Annotated in this window: 15 protein-coding genes and 1 other RNA gene; 7 read left to right on the forward strand and 9 right to left on the reverse strand. The window is 54.1% G+C overall.

Annotated features, from left to right (window positions below):
- Positions 1 to 36: 36 nt before the first annotated feature.
- The gene (locus ACTJIK_RS24305; RefSeq protein WP_440650147.1) at positions 37 to 1,476 is read right to left on the reverse strand and encodes a BNR-4 repeat-containing protein; all 1,440 of its coding nucleotides are present in this window, start codon (positions 1,474 to 1,476) and stop codon (positions 37 to 39) included.
- A 218-nt stretch (positions 1,477 to 1,694) separates the two neighbouring features.
- Between ACTJIK_RS24305 and ACTJIK_RS24310 the strand changes: the two genes are divergently transcribed.
- A complete protein-coding gene (locus ACTJIK_RS24310) occupies positions 1,695 to 2,588 on the forward strand; it encodes a DUF1338 domain-containing protein (protein ID WP_440650148.1) in 894 nt (297 codons plus the stop codon).
- A gap of 9 nt (positions 2,589 to 2,597) precedes the next feature.
- Here ACTJIK_RS24310 and ACTJIK_RS24315 read toward each other — a convergent pair whose 3' ends face one another.
- Positions 2,598 to 3,008 (reverse strand): DUF6691 family protein, encoded by a 411-nt coding sequence (locus tag ACTJIK_RS24315; RefSeq protein ID WP_440650149.1) that lies wholly within the window; start codon positions 3,006 to 3,008, stop codon positions 2,598 to 2,600.
- Complete coding sequence (locus ACTJIK_RS24320; RefSeq protein ID WP_440650150.1) at positions 3,005 to 3,574, reverse strand: YeeE/YedE family protein; 570 nt, start codon at positions 3,572 to 3,574, stop codon at positions 3,005 to 3,007. Before ACTJIK_RS24320 ends, ACTJIK_RS24315 begins: the two co-directional genes overlap by 4 nt.
- Before the next feature lie 43 nt (positions 3,575 to 3,617).
- On the opposite strand from ACTJIK_RS24320, the gene amaB reads away from it, so the two are divergent.
- On the forward strand, positions 3,618 to 5,147 hold the full coding sequence (amaB, locus tag ACTJIK_RS24325) for an L-piperidine-6-carboxylate dehydrogenase (protein ID WP_440650151.1): 1,530 nt from the start codon (positions 3,618 to 3,620) through the stop codon (positions 5,145 to 5,147).
- 143 nt (positions 5,148 to 5,290) lie between these two features.
- Here the strand turns inward: amaB and ACTJIK_RS24330 are convergent, their stop codons facing one another.
- A complete protein-coding gene (locus ACTJIK_RS24330) occupies positions 5,291 to 5,887 on the reverse strand; it encodes a hypothetical protein (RefSeq protein ID WP_440650152.1) in 597 nt (198 codons plus the stop codon).
- A gap of 370 nt (positions 5,888 to 6,257) precedes the next feature.
- On the opposite strand from ACTJIK_RS24330, the gene ACTJIK_RS24335 reads away from it, so the two are divergent.
- The 5 genes from ACTJIK_RS24335 to ACTJIK_RS24355 all read left to right on the forward strand — a co-directional run bounded on the left by ACTJIK_RS24335 (position 6,258) and on the right by ACTJIK_RS24355 (position 15,763).
- Positions 6,258 to 7,928, forward strand: a complete 1,671-nt coding sequence (locus ACTJIK_RS24335; protein WP_440650153.1) for a S8 family serine peptidase — start codon at positions 6,258 to 6,260, stop codon at positions 7,926 to 7,928.
- Between the two features lie 652 nt (positions 7,929 to 8,580).
- Positions 8,581 to 11,841, forward strand: coding sequence for a SusC/RagA family TonB-linked outer membrane protein (locus ACTJIK_RS24340; RefSeq protein ID WP_440650154.1), 3,261 nt, complete (start codon positions 8,581 to 8,583; stop codon positions 11,839 to 11,841).
- Between the two features lie 11 nt (positions 11,842 to 11,852).
- A complete protein-coding gene (locus ACTJIK_RS24345) occupies positions 11,853 to 13,787 on the forward strand; it encodes a RagB/SusD family nutrient uptake outer membrane protein (protein ID WP_440650155.1) in 1,935 nt (644 codons plus the stop codon).
- 28 nt (positions 13,788 to 13,815) lie between these two features.
- Positions 13,816 to 15,045, forward strand: coding sequence for a DUF5000 domain-containing lipoprotein (locus ACTJIK_RS24350; RefSeq protein ID WP_440650156.1), 1,230 nt, complete (start codon positions 13,816 to 13,818; stop codon positions 15,043 to 15,045).
- Positions 15,046 to 15,067: 22 nt separating this feature from the next.
- Positions 15,068 to 15,763 (forward strand): DUF4998 domain-containing protein, encoded by a 696-nt coding sequence (locus ACTJIK_RS24355; protein WP_440650157.1) that lies wholly within the window; start codon positions 15,068 to 15,070, stop codon positions 15,761 to 15,763.
- A gap of 84 nt (positions 15,764 to 15,847) precedes the next feature.
- On the opposite strand, the gene ACTJIK_RS24360 is transcribed toward ACTJIK_RS24355, so the two are convergent.
- The 5 genes from ACTJIK_RS24360 to ACTJIK_RS24380 all read right to left on the reverse strand — a co-directional run bounded on the left by ACTJIK_RS24360 (position 15,848) and on the right by ACTJIK_RS24380 (position 20,018).
- Positions 15,848 to 16,294 carry a DUF4870 domain-containing protein gene (locus ACTJIK_RS24360; RefSeq protein WP_440650158.1) on the reverse strand — a complete coding sequence of 149 codons (447 nt, stop codon included), beginning with the start codon at positions 16,292 to 16,294 and terminating at the stop codon, positions 15,848 to 15,850.
- Positions 16,295 to 16,331: 37 nt separating this feature from the next.
- Positions 16,332 to 16,704: RNase P RNA component class A (gene rnpB, locus ACTJIK_RS24365), an RNA gene on the reverse strand.
- 26 nt (positions 16,705 to 16,730) lie between these two features.
- On the reverse strand, positions 16,731 to 17,753 hold the full coding sequence (locus tag ACTJIK_RS24370; RefSeq protein ID WP_440650159.1) for a Smr/MutS family protein: 1,023 nt from the start codon (positions 17,751 to 17,753) through the stop codon (positions 16,731 to 16,733).
- A gap of 31 nt (positions 17,754 to 17,784) precedes the next feature.
- A complete protein-coding gene (locus ACTJIK_RS24375) occupies positions 17,785 to 18,249 on the reverse strand; it encodes a DoxX family protein (RefSeq protein WP_440650160.1) in 465 nt (154 codons plus the stop codon).
- A gap of 116 nt (positions 18,250 to 18,365) precedes the next feature.
- The gene (locus tag ACTJIK_RS24380; RefSeq protein ID WP_440650161.1) at positions 18,366 to 20,018 is read right to left on the reverse strand and encodes an amino acid permease; all 1,653 of its coding nucleotides are present in this window, start codon (positions 20,016 to 20,018) and stop codon (positions 18,366 to 18,368) included.
- Positions 20,019 to 20,040: the final 22 nt, after the last annotated feature.

Below are 20,040 nucleotides of genomic sequence, written 5' to 3' on the forward strand. Positions count from 1 at the left end.
GTGCGACCGGGGATTTTTTTATGATATGAACATTGGCTATCGCGCCGGCGAAACCCGCACAGGCCTTTCGTAAGGCTTTTCCATCTTTTCCGGCAGCCGGTACACATTCCCTTCCCGGTCTGAAAAATACAGGCGCGAAGGCGAGGGTTGGCGCCCGTTGCCATCCGCCCAGAAAGCATAAAATCCCGGATGCGCATTTACCGGGCGGCGCGGGTAGGAATGATTGTAGGGGCTGTTGGCGGTGAGCGGCCTGGAAGTCCAGCTGCGGCCCTCGTCACGGCTCTCCCACATTACGATCTCCCCGCCGGTGTTATAAGCCTGCGGACCATTGGCGGTAGGCGCGATCACCTGCCAGGCGCCGTTTTTAGCGACCATCAGCGACCCCATATCATAATTGTGGTCGCTTTCAGCGAGGCGGTGTATCTGCCAGCGGCCTGCTTTTAAATGCGCCGTATACCACTGCCGCATGCCCGTTTGCGGGCCGGGCTCCGGGCCTTTGCTGGTTTCGTAAAGGATTACCGGGTTGCCGTCGTTATCGAAATTGAGATCGTTGATATAAACGTTCATCCCCGCCGGGGCATAGTTCCACACCAGGGCGGAGGTGTCGCCCGTGCGCAGCGGCAGTGTGACGGGTTTGCCATTTGCGGCTGTCCAGCTTTTGCCAAAATCGTCCGTTTGCAGGTAATACAGGTTGGTGCGGTAATCGAGCCCGGCGCCTTTCTGCACGTTGGGGTGATGGTTGAAGGCTGTGCCCACGCGCCCGTTGCGCTGGCCGCTGGTCTGGTAATGTCCCTCTTCCATATTGGCAAGGTCTTTCCAGGCGGTCCAGCGAATGCCGTCCTCACTCGTCATCCAGCCGATCACGCGGCAGTTCTTTTTGCCGTACCGCAATTGCTGCATTTCGTAATGGGTGAACAGGCCGAGGAAGCCGTGGGCCGGGTCGTAGTACATCTGGAGGTACGAAAAATTGTCCATCGGCTCATTACCCTTGTAAGCCTGTATCTTTTCGAAGCTGGTTATGTCGTAAGGTTTGCTGCTTTTGTAAATAAAAGAAGGGCGCTCCACGCCGTGTGAGGTCGAAAACAGCCAGATGTAGCCGTTTTTGTCCACCTGTATCACCGGGTTATCGTGCGCATCGCCCGTGGCTTTGTCCATCACGATCGTTGGCCGCGATACCATACCGGTGCGGTGATCGAAGCAGCCTACTTCATGCAGCAGGGTTTTGCCGGTGGAATCTGTACCGCCGTAGCAGAAAAATGTTTTGTTGACTTTGGCCGCGTACACGGAGAACGGGTAATGATTGGAAGGATAGGTAGCCAGCCCGCCGCCGTACTTGTAGGCATATTCGTTGCCGGTGGCGCCAATGCTGTACCAGATTCCCCGGTAACCTTCGTCCTGGCGGTTGATAAAGCGGGGTTCCTGTGCCTGGGTGAAAAAACCCTGCAGCAGCAGGGCGATGAGAATAATACGGTTCATGTCTTAAATATAATTCACAGATCCCGCATATCCGATAGCCCCGCACCGCCATTTTTCTAATTCCCGATTGATCGTTATATTCGTTGCCGTGAACGCATTATTGAACATACAGCTGTCCCTCCTCTCCTTCCTGCGCAGCACCTGCTCGCATGTGCCATGAGCCGTTTGCTTTCACCTGCTTATTAACCTCCATTTTTATTTATTCAACAACACAGAACATGACTACGCTGGAAACAGTTTTGAACGGACTGATGAGCCGTTACAAAGAGCGCGTTCCCGATGTGGGCGCCATTATTAAAGCCATGATAGCAGAAGGCATCATTGCCGGGGACAGCGATATTGAAAATGATCATATCGCCTTCCGCACCCTGGGCGTTCCCCACCTGGGCATACAGTCCCTCGAAAAGATATTCCTCCACTACGGCTATACGAAAAGAGATTTCTACGACTTCCCGGAAAAGAAGCTGGACGCATACTGGTATGCCCCCCCGGCAGATAAATATCCCCGCATCTTTATCAGCGAGCTGCGGGTGAAAGACCTCAGCCGGCAGGCGCAGGACATTATACACAGCTATACCAGCGAAGTGAAAGCCGATCCTGTGGCCAGTCTTGACCTAAACGATGGCACCGCGGTGGATCACTTCCTGCACAGCGCGCTCTGGCGTACACCTACCATTGCCGATTACAAGACGCTGGCCGCTGAAAGCGAATATGCCGCCTGGGTGATCTACAACCGGTATTATCTCAATCATTTCACCGTAAGCGTACATAACCTGAAGCCCGGATATAACACCGTAGCGGATTTCAACGCATTCCTCGAAAAAAAAGGTTTCCGCCTCAACGATTCCGGCGGCAAAGTGAAAACCAGCCCGGACAACGGCCTGGCGCAAAGCTCCACTGTGGCACGGATGATACCCGCCACCTTCGCGAACAACGAAACCATGGAGATCGCGGGTTCTTACGTGGAATTTGCCGAGAGAAGGGTGCTGCCGCAATTCGCGCAGCTGCCCGCTTCTGAGATCAGGCGGGAGCACCGCCGGGAAGGGTTTGAAGCGAATAATGCGGACAAGATCTTTGAAAGCACTTATTCCGCGCAAACAGGGAAGAAATAAAGACGGCCTTTAATGCGGCAGCTTATCCCGGAAACGCCCGTACACCCAGGTGCCGGCAATGGCGCTCAGCAGCGTAACGATCACCACCGTAAACCCGCTGCCGATCTGCGCGAACAACGGCCCGGGGCAGGCGCCCGTAACAGCCCAGCCCAATCCGAAGATCAGCCCGCCTATAATGTTGCCTTTGGTGAATACCTTTTTCGGGATCATGATCTCCTCCCCGGCAATGGTGCGGAGGCCGAGCTTACGGATCAGGAGCACGCCGATCATAGCCGTGGCAATGGCGCTGCCGATCACGCCATACATATGGAAAGATTCCAGGCGGAACATTTCCTGGATGCGGAACCAGGAGATCACTTCCGATTTAACGAGGATGATGCCGAAGATCATTCCCACCAGGAGGAATTTCAGGTTTTTCATAACAGGAGCCATTTCATCAGGTGAGGTAAAATAAGGTTGGTCATGGTAAAGCCGCCCGCCATAAAACAAACGGTAGCCACCAGGGAAGGCCATTGCAGCGTGGAAATGCCCATGATGGCATGGCCGGAAGTGCAGCCCCCGGCGTAACGGGTGCCGAAGCCCACCATAAAGCCGCCGGCAATGAAAAACACCAGTCCTGTGGCATTAAAAGCATTGCCCCAGTTGAAGATATCGCCGGGCATCAGCTCGTCAAATTCCTGCACGCCCGCGGCCTGCAAAGCCGCAATGGTGGAGGGATTGAGCTTTACCGGCTCGCCGTTCTGGAAGAACAGTAAAGTGACCAGCGCGCCGAGCATGATGCCGCCCACGAAAAATAAATTCCAGCTTTCTTTTTTCCAATCATACTGAAAAAAAGGAATTTTGCCGGGAATACAGGCGGCGCAGATGTGCCGGAGGGAAGAGGAAATGCCGAGGGCTTTGTTGCCGATGATCAGCAGCAGCGGAACAGCAAGCCCGATCAATGGCCCCGCGATATACCAGGGCCATGGTTCTTTCAGGATATTCATGAATTGAAAGTACAAAAATTCATCATTGAAAACAGATATAAGCATGATGCAGAACATTCTCAGGGAATTCAATATCGAAGCCGCCAACAGCGGGGTTTCCACAGGAGCCGTATGGCTGGAGGCCGGCGGTGCGCCCATTACCTCCTTTTCCCCGGTAGACGGGAAGGAGATTGCCAGCGTAACCACCGCGTCCCGCAACGATTACGACGCCGTGATCCGCAAGGCCGGCGAGGCCTTTGCCGAATGGCGCCAGTGGCCTGCGCCCCGCCGCGGTGAAGTAGTGCGCCAGGTTGGCCAGGCCCTCCGGACGCATAAGGAATCCCTGGGCCGCCTGGTGAGCTACGAAATGGGCAAAAGCCTCCAGGAAGGCTATGGCGAAGTACAGGAAATGATCGACATCTGCGATTTCGCGGTGGGCCTCAGCCGCCAGCTGCACGGCCTTACCATGCACTCCGAAAGGCCAGGCCACCGCATGTACGAGCAATGGCACCCGCTGGGCATCACCGGCATCATTTCCGCATTCAATTTCCCCGTGGCCGTGTGGAGCTGGAACTCTATGCTTGCCTGGGTTTGCGGCGACGTGTGCGTGTGGAAACCTTCCGAAAAAACGCCGCTCACCGCCCTCGCCTGCCAGCAGATCACCGCGAAGGTATTTGCGGAGAACAATGTGCCTGAAGGCGTAAGCTGCCTGGTGGTTGGCGGTCGTGAAACAGGCGAATGGCTGGCTGAAGATACCCGCATACCCCTCGTGTCCGCCACGGGCTCCACCCGCATGGGAAAAAGCGTGGGCGCCGCTGTGGGCGCACGTTTGGGAAGATCGCTGCTGGAGCTGGGCGGCAACAACGCCATTATCATTTCCAAAGATGCGGACCTGGATATGAGCCTCATCGGCTGCGTATTTGGCGCCGTGGGCACAGCCGGGCAGCGCTGCACCTCCACCCGCCGCCTCATTATACACGACAGCGTGTACGAATCCTTCAAAGCCAAGCTGGTAAGCGCTTACAAGCAGCTCCGCATCGGCGACCCGCTGGACCAGCATAACCATGTTGGCCCCCTCATCGATAAGCAGGCCGTGGAAGCGTATCTGCAAAGCATTGAGAAATGCAAGGCCGAAGGCGGTAAATTTATCGTGGAAGGTGGCGTGCTGGAAGGCAAAGGCTACGAATCCGGCTGCTACGTGAAACCCGCCATAGCAGAGGTGAAGAACGAATACAGCATTGTTCAGCACGAGACCTTTGCGCCTATTCTTTACCTTATCCGTTACAGCACCCTGGAAGAAGCCATTGCCATGCAGAACAACGTGCCGCAGGGCCTTTCTTCTGCCATTATGACCCTCAACCTGCGCGAGGCGGAGCAATTCCTTTCCCAGGCGGGTTCAGACTGCGGGATCGCCAACGTGAACATCGGCACTTCGGGCGCTGAGATCGGCGGGGCGTTCGGCGGAGAAAAAGAGACGGGAGGCGGCCGCGAGAGCGGTTCAGACGCCTGGAAGGCTTACATGCGCAGGCAGACCAATACCATCAATTATACGGATAAGCTGCCGCTGGCACAGGGTATTAAATTCGATCTGTAAGAGTAAAAAAATAAAGAAAGGATATATGTCTTAAGTGAAGTAGCGGGGTTGGAGAACCCCGCTTTTTCGTTAAACGGAAACCATGCTTATGAGAAAGAATACTGATGCTGGGAAGCATCATGTACGCTCTCTGGGTATAAATATTACACTTTTTTTTGAAAATTCATATTCAACTTTTGTGCTACTGCTTCCCCGAATCCTAAAACATTGACGATCAATACCTCGTTAAACACGCCCTTGCTGTATTTCAGCTCTTTTTCCCTGATCCCCAGCATCTTTGCCATAGCCGTAATACTTTTTGACGGCGCGCACACCACGATGGTTTTCCCGTCGTTACGCTCCAGCATTGTTTCCAGGATGTGGAGCATTACTTCGGGATTGTCGTGGCAGGCATCGCGGTAATATTCCACTTTGCAGCCCTTGGTTCTGGCCAGCGGTGTTACCGTTTCCACGAGGCAGGAGTTGTAAGGCGAATACACGGCGGCAACGGGCTCATTTTCCAGGAACCTGGCCAGGTGGCCCGCCTGTTCCCTTCCGGTGATACTGAGCGCCTCCTTTTCGCCCCTTTGCTGCGTTTCGGCGCAGTTCACAAAAATAATGGCAGTGGGCGCAGGTTTCTGCGGCCCGGGATCTGCCCGGTTCACGTTTTTCTCATTACCGGCGGCATTCACAGCCCCCGGCGGCTGGCCGGCGCTCAGCACGGTCCAGGTCATGGTTGCTAATACAATTGTTTTAAACATGGCGGAAAATTTAATATATATATGAAAAGTAAAAACAGGGTGGTTTTAAAGTGAAAGAATTGTTAATTGGGTCTCGTCTTTGTGCTGAAATCCTGATCTTTGCCCCTTTTCCCGGGTAGACGTTGGAAGATGACGACCTCTAAATTAACGGGAAAACCGCGGTTGCTAAAGCGTTTCGTGACAAATGGGGATATAACAATGTAAAGGCCGGTTGCTGGATAAATATCTGACGTATGGTTTCCTAGTGCTTCATAACCAATAGTCAAGCTGCTGCGCCACTCACCACACATAATCATCTGTTATAACGCATTTATCATACCTTTAACGAATTGCGGTACTTGAATTGTAATATCTAGGAAAATTGAATAAAATGAACATTTGCAGAGAGCTGGCCATTGTAGCAGGTTTGGTTTTTACAACGTCTGCAACCGGTTTTAGTCAACAGAAAACAGTAGCAAAAAACTGGCAATTACTGAGCTACGGAACAGACAGCGTATACGGAGTGAGCGCCGAAAAAGCTTACAGTGAACTGTTGAAAGGCAAAAAGAGCAAAACGGTGATCGTTGCCGTGATAGACTCCGGTATAGACACCACGCACGAAGACCTGCGCGACATACTCTGGCGCAACCCGAAAGAGATCCCCGGCAACCACATTGACGACGACGGCAACGGCTACGTAGACGACGTATATGGCTGGAACTTCCTGGGCGCGAAAGACGGCGGCACCGTAAAAGAAGATTCCGACGAAGCTACCCGCGAATATTACCGCCTCCGCAGACTGTATGGCAATCCCGATTCCGCCCTGGAAAAGGACAGCAAGGAGTACGTATACTGGACGCGCCTGAAAGACCGCATCCAGAAGCCTTCTTCGCAAGCAAAAACAGATTACAAAATGATGCTCAAAGTGCAGGAAAACCTCCTGAAATGCGAAAGCATCCTCGCGGAGCATCTCAAAACGAACGACTTCACCGTTGAGCAGCTGGATACACTGCGCAGTACTGACCAGGACGTGATGCTGGCCCGCAGCTTCGCGCTGCGCCTGTTGCACAGCACCAACGAAGAAGGTCTTACCTACCAGGCCCTCAAGAACGACCTGGCCGAATACGTAAAAGAACTCAAACGCAAGGCAGAATACACCGGCGCCGAGCCGCAGGATAAACGCGCCACCATCGTGGGCGACAACCTGAACGACATCAACGACCGCTACTATGGCAACAGCGATGTACAAGGCCAGTTTGCCTTCCATGGCACGCACGTGGCCGGCATCATCGGCGCTATCCGCAACAACAGCACAGGCATTGACGGTATTGCGGACAATGTGCGCATCATGGCCGTGAAAGTGGTTCCCGAAGGCGATGAAAGAGATAAGGACGTTGCCCTGGGCATCCGTTATGCGGTGGACAACGGCGCGCAGATCATCAACATGAGCTTCGGCAAAGGCTTTTCCCCGCAGAAAGAATGGGTGGACGACGCCATCCGCTACGCGCAGGAAAAAGGCGTGCTGCTCATTCACGCGGCAGGTAACGACGGCGCGAATAACGATGAAGTGGAGAATTACCCGAAAGATACCTTCAACGACGGGAAAGAAGCCGATAACCTGATCACCGTGGGCGCTTCCGGCAACGGGCGCACCGGTTCAAAGATCGCCGGCTTTTCCAACTACGGTAAAAAAGAAGTGGACGTGTTCGCCCCCGGCGTGCAGATCTACTCCACCGTTCCCGGCGGCAACAAATACGGCAGCGCCAGCGGCACCAGCATGGCCGCCCCCGTTGTGGCGGGCGTGGCAGCGCTCGTGCTTTCTTATTATCCTGACCTGAGCGCACGACAGCTGAAACAGATCATCGAAAAATCCGCCACTCCCCTGCCCGGCGCCGAAATGGTGAACAAACCCGGCGCAAAGGATGTGGAAGTGCCTTTCGCAGAGCTTTCCAAATCAGGCGGCGTGGTGAATGTATACGAAGCGCTGAAGCTGGCGGCCAAAACGAAAGGCGAGAATGCGAAGAAGAATAAAGTGAAGATGCAGGCGCTCACGAAAGACTAAAACAGCTTAAAACGTCTAAGATACCCTTAAGGCTTCCAGGTACACGATACACATCGTGTACCTTTTGTTTTTTATAGAATAGAAGCGATTACTTATACTATATTAACGTTTCTTTTTTATTCTCGATATTTATTCTACATTGGTTAAAGGTTGATGGATTGCAACCTATTGTTGTATGTAAGATGTATGTTTTAACCACCAGGCTAAGCGAGAGAAGTATCCGAATCCGTTATGAAATCAGTTCCTTAAATTTTAATGTAACCAGGTAACCACAGAGCCGCCAGGAGATTTTGTTTGTACGGCTGATGCATTGCATGCTGCGTCAGTGTGTGCCCGGCTCCCTAAAAAACCTATTCAGACCATAAATCAATCACCACTCAACAGTGATCGCGATCATTCGCTCATGTATTCCATGAACCGGCGATAACATTGCCCGGAATGCACATTCATGCGCTGCGTGATCTGATCATTCCGCGAACCGGCATTCAGTTGCCCGGAATGCGCCGTCATGCGCCAAAACGATCCCGGTCAATCACCACCGCATTCCACGAACCGGCAGTGTTACTGCCCGGAATGGACAACTATTTTCTAAAGTTTAAACCCACGATTCACTGTATCAATCAAAATCAATTCCAAACCTAACATCTCTCGTATGAAAAAAAGGCTATCCACGGGCTTGGCATACACCTGTATGCTCCTGCTTTCCTGTATGGTATTCACCAGGTCGTACTCGCAGGAAAAACTTTCCGTTATCGGCACGGTCACAGATTCCTCCGGCATGCCGTTGCCCGGGGTGACGGTGATGATCAGCGGCACGAAGGCCGGCACCGCCACCGACATGAACGGCAAATTTGTGCTGGACGTAACTTCCGGCGCCATCCTGGCTTTCAAGTTTGTAGGTTACCGCGGCGACAGCATCCGGGTGACGGCGCAAAACAAGGTACTGAATGTTGTGCTGCGCTCCGCTGAAACCGTGCTCAGCGATTTTGTGGTCACGGCTTTCGGCAAAAAGCAGATCAAGGAATCGGTGGTGGGTTCGGTATCCACCATCACTCCCGGCAACCTGCGAACGGCCGGCAGCAACCTCACCAATGCCCTTGCAGGCCAGGTTGCGGGCGTGATCGGCTTCCAGCAAAGCGGGCAACCGGGGCTGGACAATTCCAACTTTTTCATCAGGGGTGTAACCACCTTCGGGTACCGGCAGAACCCGCTCATCCTGATAGACAACGTGGAGCTGACGCCTAACGATCTCGCGCGTTTGCAGGTGAACGACATTGCGAGCTTCTCCATCCTGAAAGACGCCAGCGCCACCGCGCTCTACGGCGCCCGCGGCGCGAACGGCGTTATCCTTGTTACCACCAGGGAAGGCAAGGCCGGGAAAACGAGTCTTAACATCATCCTAGAAAACGCCATCTCCAAACCCACACAAACCATCAGGCTGGCGGACCCCATCACTTACATGAAGCTCTACAACGAAGCCAGCACCACCCGCGACCCGCTGCAACCCATCGTGTTCGACGCGGATAAGATCTACAACACCGAACAGACCATGAAAAACGCGCCGGGCAGCAATCCTTACGTATACCCGGCAGTGGACTGGCTGGACATGCTGTTCCGCAAATCGTCCACCACGCAGCGCGCCAACCTGAACATCACCGGCGGCACTGAAGTGGCGCGGTACATGGTATCCGGCTCTTTCAGCAACGACAACGGTATGCTGAAGAGGAACGCCGCGAACAACTTCAATAACAATGTGAATTATAAAAACTACCAGCTGCGCTCCAATGTGAACGTGAAGCTGACCAAAACCACGGAAATGGTATTGCGCCTCTGGGGCAACTTCAACGACTACAGCGGCCCTGTTACCAACGATGCTTCATTTTCCTCCGACCTTTACAGCGCAGCGGTACATACCAGTCCTGTGCTGTTCCCGGCATTCTACGAGCCCGATTCCGCCAACCTGCTCACACAGCACATCCTGTTCGGCAATTCAAGCCAGGTGGGCAGCAGCGAGGGTGGCGTGGGTTATTCCAATCCGTATGCACAAATGTTGAGAGGATATAAAAGGTTTTCCGAATCGCGCATGTCCGCTACGCTGGAACTGCACCAGGACCTGGATTTCCTCACGGAAGGATTAAAATTCCACGGCTTCTTCAACACCAACCGCTATTCCTATTTCGACAATACGATGGCCTACAATCCATTTTATTACACCGTGCTGCCACAGGATTACAACCGCGCGAAGAACATCTATACGCTTACCTGGCTGAATTCGCTGCCTGGCGGCATTTTCCTCGGCGGGCCAGGCTCCGGCAACGGTGAAGCGGCTACGGAATACCTGATCTATTCCCCCGGCCGGAAAGACGCCAATACCTTCCTGCAATTCCAGGCGCAGCTGGAATATTCGAAACAGCTGGGTGACCACAACATCGCAGGATCGCTCATCGGCGTGCGGCAGCAGAGGCTCGTGGCTAATGGCGTGGACCCCGCCACCAACACGCCCAGCCTGCAATATTCACTGCCTTACCGCAACCTCAACCTGGCGGGCAGGCTGAGCTACAATTTCGCCAGCCGTTATTTCACCGAGTTCAACTTCGGCTACAACGGCTCGGAGCGTTTTTCGGAAAACAACCGCTACGGCTTCTTCCCCACCATCGGCGCTTCCTGGATCGTATCGCGGGAAAAATTCTGGAGCGGCTACCTCGCCAAAGTGGTCAGTTCCCTGAAGCTGCGTGCCAGCTACGGCCTCAGCGGCAACGACGATATCGGGGAACAGCGTTTCTTTTACCTTTCCGACGTTAACCTCAACGCAGGCAACGGCGCTTCCTTCGGACTAAACAATATCTACGGCCGCAACGGCGTAAGCATCCGCAATTATGAGAACAGGGATGTGACCTGGGAAACCGCGAAGATCCTGAATACCGGCATTGAAATGACGCTGTTCAAAAGCCTCGACCTCATTGCCGAATACTGGAAGCAGGACCGCAGCAATATCGTAATGGCCAGGAACATCCCCAGCAGCATGGGCCTGGAAGCGGGCATACTCACCAACGTGGGCACCGTGAAGGTGAGCGGACTGGACCTTACCGCCAATTACAACCACGACTTCAACAGGAACTTCAGGATACAGTTCATGTCCAACTTCACCTATTCCAAAGGCACGTACGGTACGTATGAAGAGCCGGAGTACGCAGAGCCCTGGCGTTATGTGTCAGGCACCATGCTCGGCCAGCAACGGGGTTATATTGCCGAGCGGCTGTTCGTGGACGATAAAGAAGCCTCCGCTTCGCCCTCACAGCAGTTTGGCGGCAACATCGTGAAAGGCGGGGACATCAAATACCGCGACCTGAACGGCGACGGGCGCATCACTGTGGCCGACCAGGCGCCGATCGGCCTGCCTTCCACGCCGCAGGTCATGTACGGCTTCGGGTTTTCCATCAACTACAAGGGCATTGAGCTGAACGCACGTTTCCAGGGGCAGTCCAGGGTCTCGTTCTTTATCGATCCCCGTTCCGTGAGCCCTTTTGTGGTGCCGCCGTCCCCGCAGATACAAAGCCAGTCGCAGGTATTGCAGGCTTTTGCGGACGACCACTGGTCTGAGGACAACCAGGACCTTTACGCGTTGTATCCCCGGCTGGGGGTAAGCGCGCAGGCGATAGAAAACAATCTGCAACGCAGCACCTGGTGGATGCGCGACGGCAGCTTCCTGCGGCTCAAAACCGCCGAGATAGGCTATTCGTTGCCCGCGGGCCTGGTGAAAAAGATCGGGTTGAAATACTGCCGGCTCTATGTGAACGGCATCAACCTTTTCAACATTACCAAATTCGACCTCTGGGATCCGGAACTGGGCGGCAACGGCTTCAACTATCCCATCCAGAAGGCCTACAATTTCGGTATCAACGTCAACCTGTAAACCGGTACAACATGAAGAACCATTCAACATACATACGCACGAAGATCACCTTCATCCTCTTACTGGGGCTGCTTTGCATCAGCGAAAGCTGTAAAAAATACCTCGATGTAACGCCGGAGAACGTAGGCACGATCGATTACGCCTTCCGCAACCGCAATGAAGCGGAGAACTACCTTTTCACCTGCTACAATACCCTGCAGGGTTTCAGCAACGTCATCTACGACCCCGGCTTCACCACTTCCGCGGAGATCGTTTACCCGAACGACCTTTCCGAAAGGCCCATCAACGACATCGGCTTCCAGCTGATACGCGGCACCACGCAGAACATCTCCAATCCCGCCCTGAACTACTGGGATGGCAACAACAGCGGCAGCAGCATCTTCCAGGCCATCCGCCGCTGCAATATCATGCTGGAGAATATCGACAAGCCGATAGACCTCAGCGCAGAGGAAAAGGCCAGGTGGATCGCGGAAGTAAAATTCCTGAAAGGCTATTATCATTACTTCCTCGCGAGAATGTACGGCCCCATTCCCGTTTACAGGGTGAACCAAAGCATTACCGCGCCGATAGAGGAGATCAGGGTGAAAAGAGAACCCGTCGATTCCGCTTTTAATTACGCCGTGCAGATGATGGACGAAGCTGCGGCAGACCTTCCGGTGCAGATCGGTAACGTACAGCAGGAACTGGGCAGGATCACGCGGCTCATAGCCCTCTCCGTGAAGGCCGAAATACTCGCCACCCAGGCCAGCCCGCTGTTCAACGGCAACCCTGATTACGCCGGCTTTAAGAACAAAGACGGCCAGGCGCTTTTCTCCGCCACGGCAGACGCTTCAAAATGGCAGAGAGCCGCCGAAGCCTGCAAAGCCGCGATAGACGAGGCTGCCAGCCTGAATATGAAATTATACACCTTCATCCAGCCGGCGAACATTCCCAACCTGAACGATTCGCTGCGGAAAGTGCTCACCATCCAGAATACCGTGACTGAAAAATGGGACTTCAACGCAGAAGTGATCTGGGCCCTCAACCCCACTTTCGGCTACCAGAGCTACTGCATTCCCAGGCTCACCACCAAAGCCGTGGAAAACTCCACTGCCGCGGCCGGCAGCTTCACCGTACCACTGTTCACCACCGACCTGTTCTATTCAGACAACGGCGTGCCGATCAACGAAGACAAGAGCTGGGACTACAGCCGCCGCTTCGAATTGCAGGCGGGGGACAATGAGAACCGGTATTTCATCAAGTCCGGCTACATGACCGTGAAGAACAACTTCCGGAGAGAAGTGCGCTATTACGCCAATATCGGTTTCGACGGCGGCGTATGGTTCGGCAACGGCGTAACGGACCAGAACAACCCGTTGTACATCGAAGCGAAAGGCCCTGATTCGAAAGCCGGCCCTAAAGACAGGGTGAGGATCAACATGCTGGCCCTGTGGCCTAAAAAGCTGGTCAATTACCTCACCGTTTTCAACGAAGGCGTGCAACAGGCTCCCTACCGGCTGCCACGCATACGCCTCGCCGATCTTTACCTGCTTTATGCCGAATGCCTGAACGAAGCAGGCGGCCCGGGCCAGGAAGCGTATCAATACATCGATCTCGTAAGACAAAGGGCGGGCCTGAAAGGCGTCGTGGAATCCTGGCAGCAGCACAGCGCCGCTCCTTCCAAACCAGCTACCAAAGCGGGACTGCGCGAGATCATCCACCGGGAGCGCCGGATCGAATTGTGCTTCGAAGGAAAAGCGGGCTGGGACCTTCGCCGGTGGAAAGAAATGCTCACCGTACTGGCCGCGCCCGTGCAGGGCTGGAGCATATTCCAGAAGACGAACACCAACTTCTACACCCTGCAAACGCTGTTCATCCCGGCGATGACGGTGAGGGATTACTTCTGGCCATTGTCAGACGCAGCGCTGTCCAACAACCCGAACCTCGTTCAGACGCTGTATTGGTAACCATTTCATTCAACTCAAACCAGCAATTATGCATCTTCAACATATCATCCGGCAAATGGCCTTTTTCGCGGCCTCCTTTCTTTGCCTGCATGCCTGCTCGAAAGTAAAAGATTACAACGAGCCTATTTCCGGCGACAAGACCAAACCCGGCGTGGTGACCAATATCCAGGTGGCGAATTTTAACGGCGGGGCGTACATCACTTATGATCTTCCCAAAAGCAGCAACGTGCTGTATGTAAAAGCCGAGTATGTAATCAACGAACAGACCGGCAAAAAACGGCAGACGAAATCCAGCTACTATAGCGACAGCATTACCGTGGAAGGATTTGCGGAGAAAAAAGAATACGAAGTGAAGCTCACCACCGTAACCCGTTCAAACGTTGAGTCAGACGCAGTGACCGTGAAAGTGTTCCCCGACACGCCGGTGTACAGGCTCGTGGCAAAAACCATCCGGATGCAGCCTGATTTCGGCGGCCTGAATGTGCAGACGGCCAACATCAACAAAAAACCGGTGGGCGCCATTGTGCTGTACAAGCCTGACGGAGCTGACAAATACGCGATCTACGAGCAGCGGTTCAGCGATTTCGAGGCCATGAGCTTTTCTACCAGGGGCTTTGATACGCTGCCCAAACTTTTCGCAGTGTATATCACGGACCAGTGGGGAAATAATTCGGACACTGTCTACAAAACCATCAGCCCTTTATTCGAAAAAGAGCTGGACAAGAGCAAATTCTTTGGCAATGAGCTGCCCAGCGACGGCAGGATCGGTTTCGGCTGGAGCCTGTCCAACCTGTGGAATGGTAACACGGGCGGCACGGGCTGGCATACCGTGCAGCAAAACGTTCCCCTGCCCATCGTCTGCACCTTCGGCCTTGGCGTATCCGCCAAACTAAGCCGGTTCACCCTCTTCGGCAGGTCCGGCTACGAATACGCGCATGGCAATCCCAAGGTGTTTTCCATATGGGGCTCAGACAATCCTGCGCCGGCGGATGCCGTGCTGCCCGTATTCGCGGAAGAAGGCACCGTGCTGGGCGACTGGGTGAACATGGGCAATTACCAGTGGCAGGGCCCGCCTTCCGGCGCTCCTCCTACCGCGCCTACGGCTACAGACAGGTCCTTCTTCAACAGGGGCGCGGAGTTCAACATCCCGTTCACTGCGCCCAAAATAAGGTTCATCAGGCTGGCGGTTTCGGAATCGTGGTCCGGCGCCACTTTCGCCCACGCGATGGAGATCACCCTGTACGGCAACACCAATTAAACAACCGGTAAAAGTAAATCATATGAAACATCGTTCCATCTTAGCGCTTCTTATGGCCTGTGCTTTCACCGGTTGTATGAAAGACGAGGATCAATACAAAGACCTGCTCGGAAACAGGGAGATCATATACCCCGGGCTCGTGAGCAACCTGAAAGCTTACCAGGGCAACCTCCGCATCAAGCTGCAATGGAATCCCAGCCCCGATCCCAGCATCACAAAATATGTGATCTACTGGAACAACAATGCAGATTCCATGACGCTCAAAACCACCGGCAGCAACACGCAGGACAGTGTAAGCGCCGTTATTTCCGGCGTCGCTGAGTACGTGCAGAATTTCGTGCTGTATACTTTCGACGGCGAGGGGAACCGGTCCATCGGCCAGTCGCTTTCCGGCGTGAGGATCTACGGGCCGCTGTATGTATCGTCGCTCACCAACCGCATTGTGGATGCCGCCAGGCCGCCCGTGCTGGAAGCTCCCGGCACTTACAAGGTATATTTCTCACCGGCGGACACGTTGCTGAACGTGGCCACCAGCCTGTCGTACACCGATGCCACGCAGCAGCTGCGCACCGCCCGGATCGACGCAAAAACAGATTCGGTGACGCTGGAACAGGTACCAGCCGGCGCGAAAGTGGCATTGCGTTCTACCTACGTTCCCGTTCCCCGCGCGATCGATACGTTCACCGTGGCGTATAGCGATACCCTTACGCTGGATTAAAGTATTATCCAAACCATACGCTGTGGAAAACATAAGGGCTGACCCGGAAGTCAGCCCTTAATTTTTTGCATTTGCGGAAAAAATTTATTTCACCAGCCGCAAACATACCGGGTAGCGGTAATGGATGCCTTTGTTGGCTTCAACAGCGGCTATGAGGGAAAATATCAGGTTTGCGACCCACAGCAATTTGCTGAGGCCGAAGGTGGAGAAGAACTGGAAGTTCCAGTCGCCGTGGTTTAGAAAGGGTTCATTGATCAGGAAGTGAGTGAACGACCATGCGCCCCAGGCGATGCCGTTGATGATATTGAGGGCCACTGCGGCCAGGCTGATGGTGATCTGGAAATTAACGGCTTCTTTGCCTTCCACATCCACGAAAGCTGATTCATTTCTTTTGAACAGCCACAGCACCAGCGCGCCGATGATGTTGCCTACCGGCGAAAATATGGTCTGCCCTATTATGCCGCCGAGGTGAACGAGGAAGCCCCAGGTCCTGTCGTCTTTCCGGGAACGGACGTCGTTTTGCGTTTCCATAAGTATATTGATTTTGGTTAAAGGTTCCGGTGTACAACACCCGGCATAACTTATAAGCCGGATTCTGTGCCTTTGCTTTCGCATCGGCCGCTATCATTTATCTGCGACGTTCATCGCTGAACGCCTGTATCTGCCTACCCTCGGTCATCAGGCGGGCAGCCCTCAAACGACCGTTTACATGGCATTTCAGCACGCAAGGTTTACCCCTGACCCCGGTTACCCGTTGCCAGCGTGGGCTCTTACCCCACATTTTCACCTTTACCGCAGGTTGCCCCGTGGAAGTAATTTTCTGTGGCACTCTCTGTACGCCTGCTTTCACAGGCGCCCCACCCGTTAGGTGGTGCGTTGCCCTATGCTGTCCGGACTTTCCTTCCCTGCCTTGCGGCAGAGACGATAGCGCCGTTATGCCGGGTGTTGTACACCGGAATCTGCAAAATTACTTAAAAAATATCTCAGTGGCCCCGTAACCGTAGAAAGGATGGTACTGGTTCACGAAAAACTTCACTTCGGGCACCGTTTTCAGTATCTCATGCAGCTCGTCGCGCAGGCGGCCGGTGCCTACGCCGTGGATCACGATCATACTTTGCTGGCGCTGCGAAATGGCGAGGTCAAGGTAATGCTGGAACTCGTTCAGCTGGATGGCTACGATCTCCAGCGGGCTCAGGTCGCGCCAGTTGTCCGCCAGGCGGTCTATATGCAGGTCTATCTCGTATTTGGCCTCCACGCGGGCGTTCTCTTTCAGCGACTGGAAAGACGTGAGGGTGGAAAGTTTTTTCTTTTCCACCGGCGTAAAGCCGTAATCGTCCTTTTCGGCGCGCAGCGGGTATTTGTCGAACAGCATGTATTCGATGGTGGCCTTTTCCTGCTTCTTGAGGGTTTCCAGCTGCTGGAAAAGCTGTTTGGGCTTCACTTTCCAGGTTTTGTCGAGGGCTGCGGCCAGCGTGAGGTCCGTTTCTTTCGGCGAAAAGCTGAATTCGAAGCGCGGGTTATCGTTCAGCTGGTCGAACTCCAGGTCTGCCAGGTAATGATGGTGGAAGGGGAAGATCTCCTGCTTCAGCTCCAGGAACAGGCTGTTGTTCAGCCATATTTCGAAGCGGAAGGTGTAGGCGCGGTTGGTTTCGTTGGAAAGATGGAACTTCATATCCTCCACCACATCGTCGCCAAAAGCGTCCGTCTGCCACACGGGCAGCATGGTGAGGAACAGGCCCCTTTCGGGCTTATTTACGAGCGGAACAGGCTTTTCCTTACGGATCTCCTCGCCGGGGGTACGTTTGGGCGGCAATGGGGCTGTTTTCTTCGAAAAACGATGGAAATAAGGGAAGTCTATCTGGTCCAGGTATACCGGGAACTTCGTGCCGCCCACTTCCACCATCACCATTTTGTCGTTAATGATATCCACTACTGTCCCTTCCTCCTTGGAGTGGAGCATGAGGATCTTATCGCCTACTGTATATTTCATAGCAGGCAAAATTAAGCATCTGCGGTTAGTTTTACTTCATCCCGGCAGGGTAATTATCCGGTTCGGGGTGCCGGCGCATGTATTCGTCCACCGAAATGCGGCCGCTGCCTTCCACGAGGAAGAACAGGAGCATCAGTAAAACAGCGATGGAAAGGCTGAGTTCAGGATAAACCGAGAAGAGGCCGGTTCCGGCGCTCACGAAGAACACCGCGCCGATCAGCACCGGCAGGTTGGCAATAACGCCAACACGGGTAAGCAGGCCCAGGGCGATGAACAACCCGCCCACGGTATGCGCGAAAACTATGTAATGAGCCAGCCAGAAAGAAAGCGCCGTCAGGAAAGGTTGTTCGGCTATCCGGGCCTTCAGGAGGTCGATATTATTGACGAACTGGATGCCTTTCCACATCAGGAGCAATCCCAGCAAAATCCTCAAACCGTCAATCCATTTGGGGTGATGATTGTCGCCCCACCGTTCAATGCGTTGCAGGAGGTTCATAACGAAAGTTTTAAGTAAGGAAAGAGCTACTGTACTAAAGTTACGAAATCCCTGAAACAATACAGCCGCTCCCCTTTTACGGGGAACGGCCGCTTTTATATCAGTCCGTATGGAATTTAAGCAGTTTTGGGAGCCAGCTTGCTCTTCCAGTAGCCGTACAGGAAGTACACCACCAGGCCGAAGGCCATCCAGCCGAAGAAGAACATCCAGCTGCGCACCGGTATCTCGATCATGAGGTACAGGCAGCAGAGCATGCCCAGCACGGGAATGAGGGACAGGCGTTTGAGCATGGCAGCCACTGTGATCGCGGCCGCCAGGATGTAAAATATCAGGAACAGCACCAGGTCATGGTCGAAATAGGCAATGTCCGCAAAAGACTGCCGGATGCGGTCGCGGAAGAAAAACGTGAACAGTACGAACAGCACGGGCACGATGATCATGCCATTGATGTAAGGGAGGTTGAAACGTTTCGTGCTTTTGTCTACCGCCGGTAATAACAATACCCCGCCGCAAACGAGCACGAAGGCGAACAGGGTGCCGATGCTGGTGAGGTCCGTTACCAGCCCGCTTTCCAGGAACAGGGACGGCACGGCCACGATAACGCCGGTCACGATGGTGGAAAAGCCGGGCGTATGGAACCTGGGATGCACTTTAGCGAACTTTTTCGGCAGCAGGCCGTCGCGGCTCATGCTCATCCATATCCTGGGCTGCCCGATCTGGAACACGAGTATTACGCTGGTGGCGGCCACCACGGCGCTGATGGAGATCACGTAGCCTACTTTTTCCATGTTCAGCTTGTCGAACACATAAGCCAGCGGGTCGGACACGTTGTTGAATTCAGAATAATTCACCATGCCGGTGATCACCAGGGTCACGATCACATATACGACCGTGCAGATGATCAGCGAATAGATCATTGCCCGCGGCATGTCTTTCTGCGGGTTGGCGCTTTCTTCCGCGGTAGTGGAAATGGCGTCGAACCCGATGTATGCGAAGAACACGGCGGACACGCCTTTCAGCACGCCTTCAAACTGGTTGGGCAAAAAAGGCGTCCAGTTGCTGGTGTCTATATAGAACACGCCGATCAGCACCACGACCGCGAGCACGACGAGCTTGAGGCCCACCATGGCGTTGGCGCTTTTTTTACTTTCACGGATACCCACATACGCTACGATGGTGATGAGCACCACGATCAGGAAAGCGGGAATGTTCATGATCACGCGCCAGCCGCTGACGATGGGCGCGGTGGTCCATGCGAGCGCTTTGGAAGGATCTGCCGCAAATGCTTCTTTGGCGCTCTGGTAGTCCGTTACCAGCCAGGCAGGCAGGTGAATGTTCATGCCTTCCAGCACGTTGTTGAAGTAGCTGCTCCAGGAGATGGCCACTACGATATTACCGATGGAATACTCCAGGATGAGCGCCCAGCCTATGATCCAGGCGGCCACTTCGCCGAAGGCGACATAAGAATAAGTATAGGCGCTGCCCGCTACCGGCACCCTGGACGCAAATTCCGCGTAACAAAGGGCGGTGAATCCACAGGTAACGGCCGTCAGGAGAAAGAGGAAGATCACGCCGGGGCCGCCGTCGAACGCGGCCTGGCCAATGGTAGAGAAGATACCGGCGCCGATCACCGCCGCCACCCCCATCAGGGTAAGATCGCGCACGTTCAGCACCTTCTTGAGCCCCGAGGCATGCGCGTCGGCTTCGCTGTTTTTGGCGTCCTGCAAAATACTGGCAAGGGACTTTTTCCTGAAAAGCGACTTAGACATCTGTTGTAGTTAAAGGTTGATA

Source organism: Chitinophaga sp. 22620 (assembly GCF_052044405.1).
Classification (GTDB): domain Bacteria; phylum Bacteroidota; class Bacteroidia; order Chitinophagales; family Chitinophagaceae; genus Chitinophaga.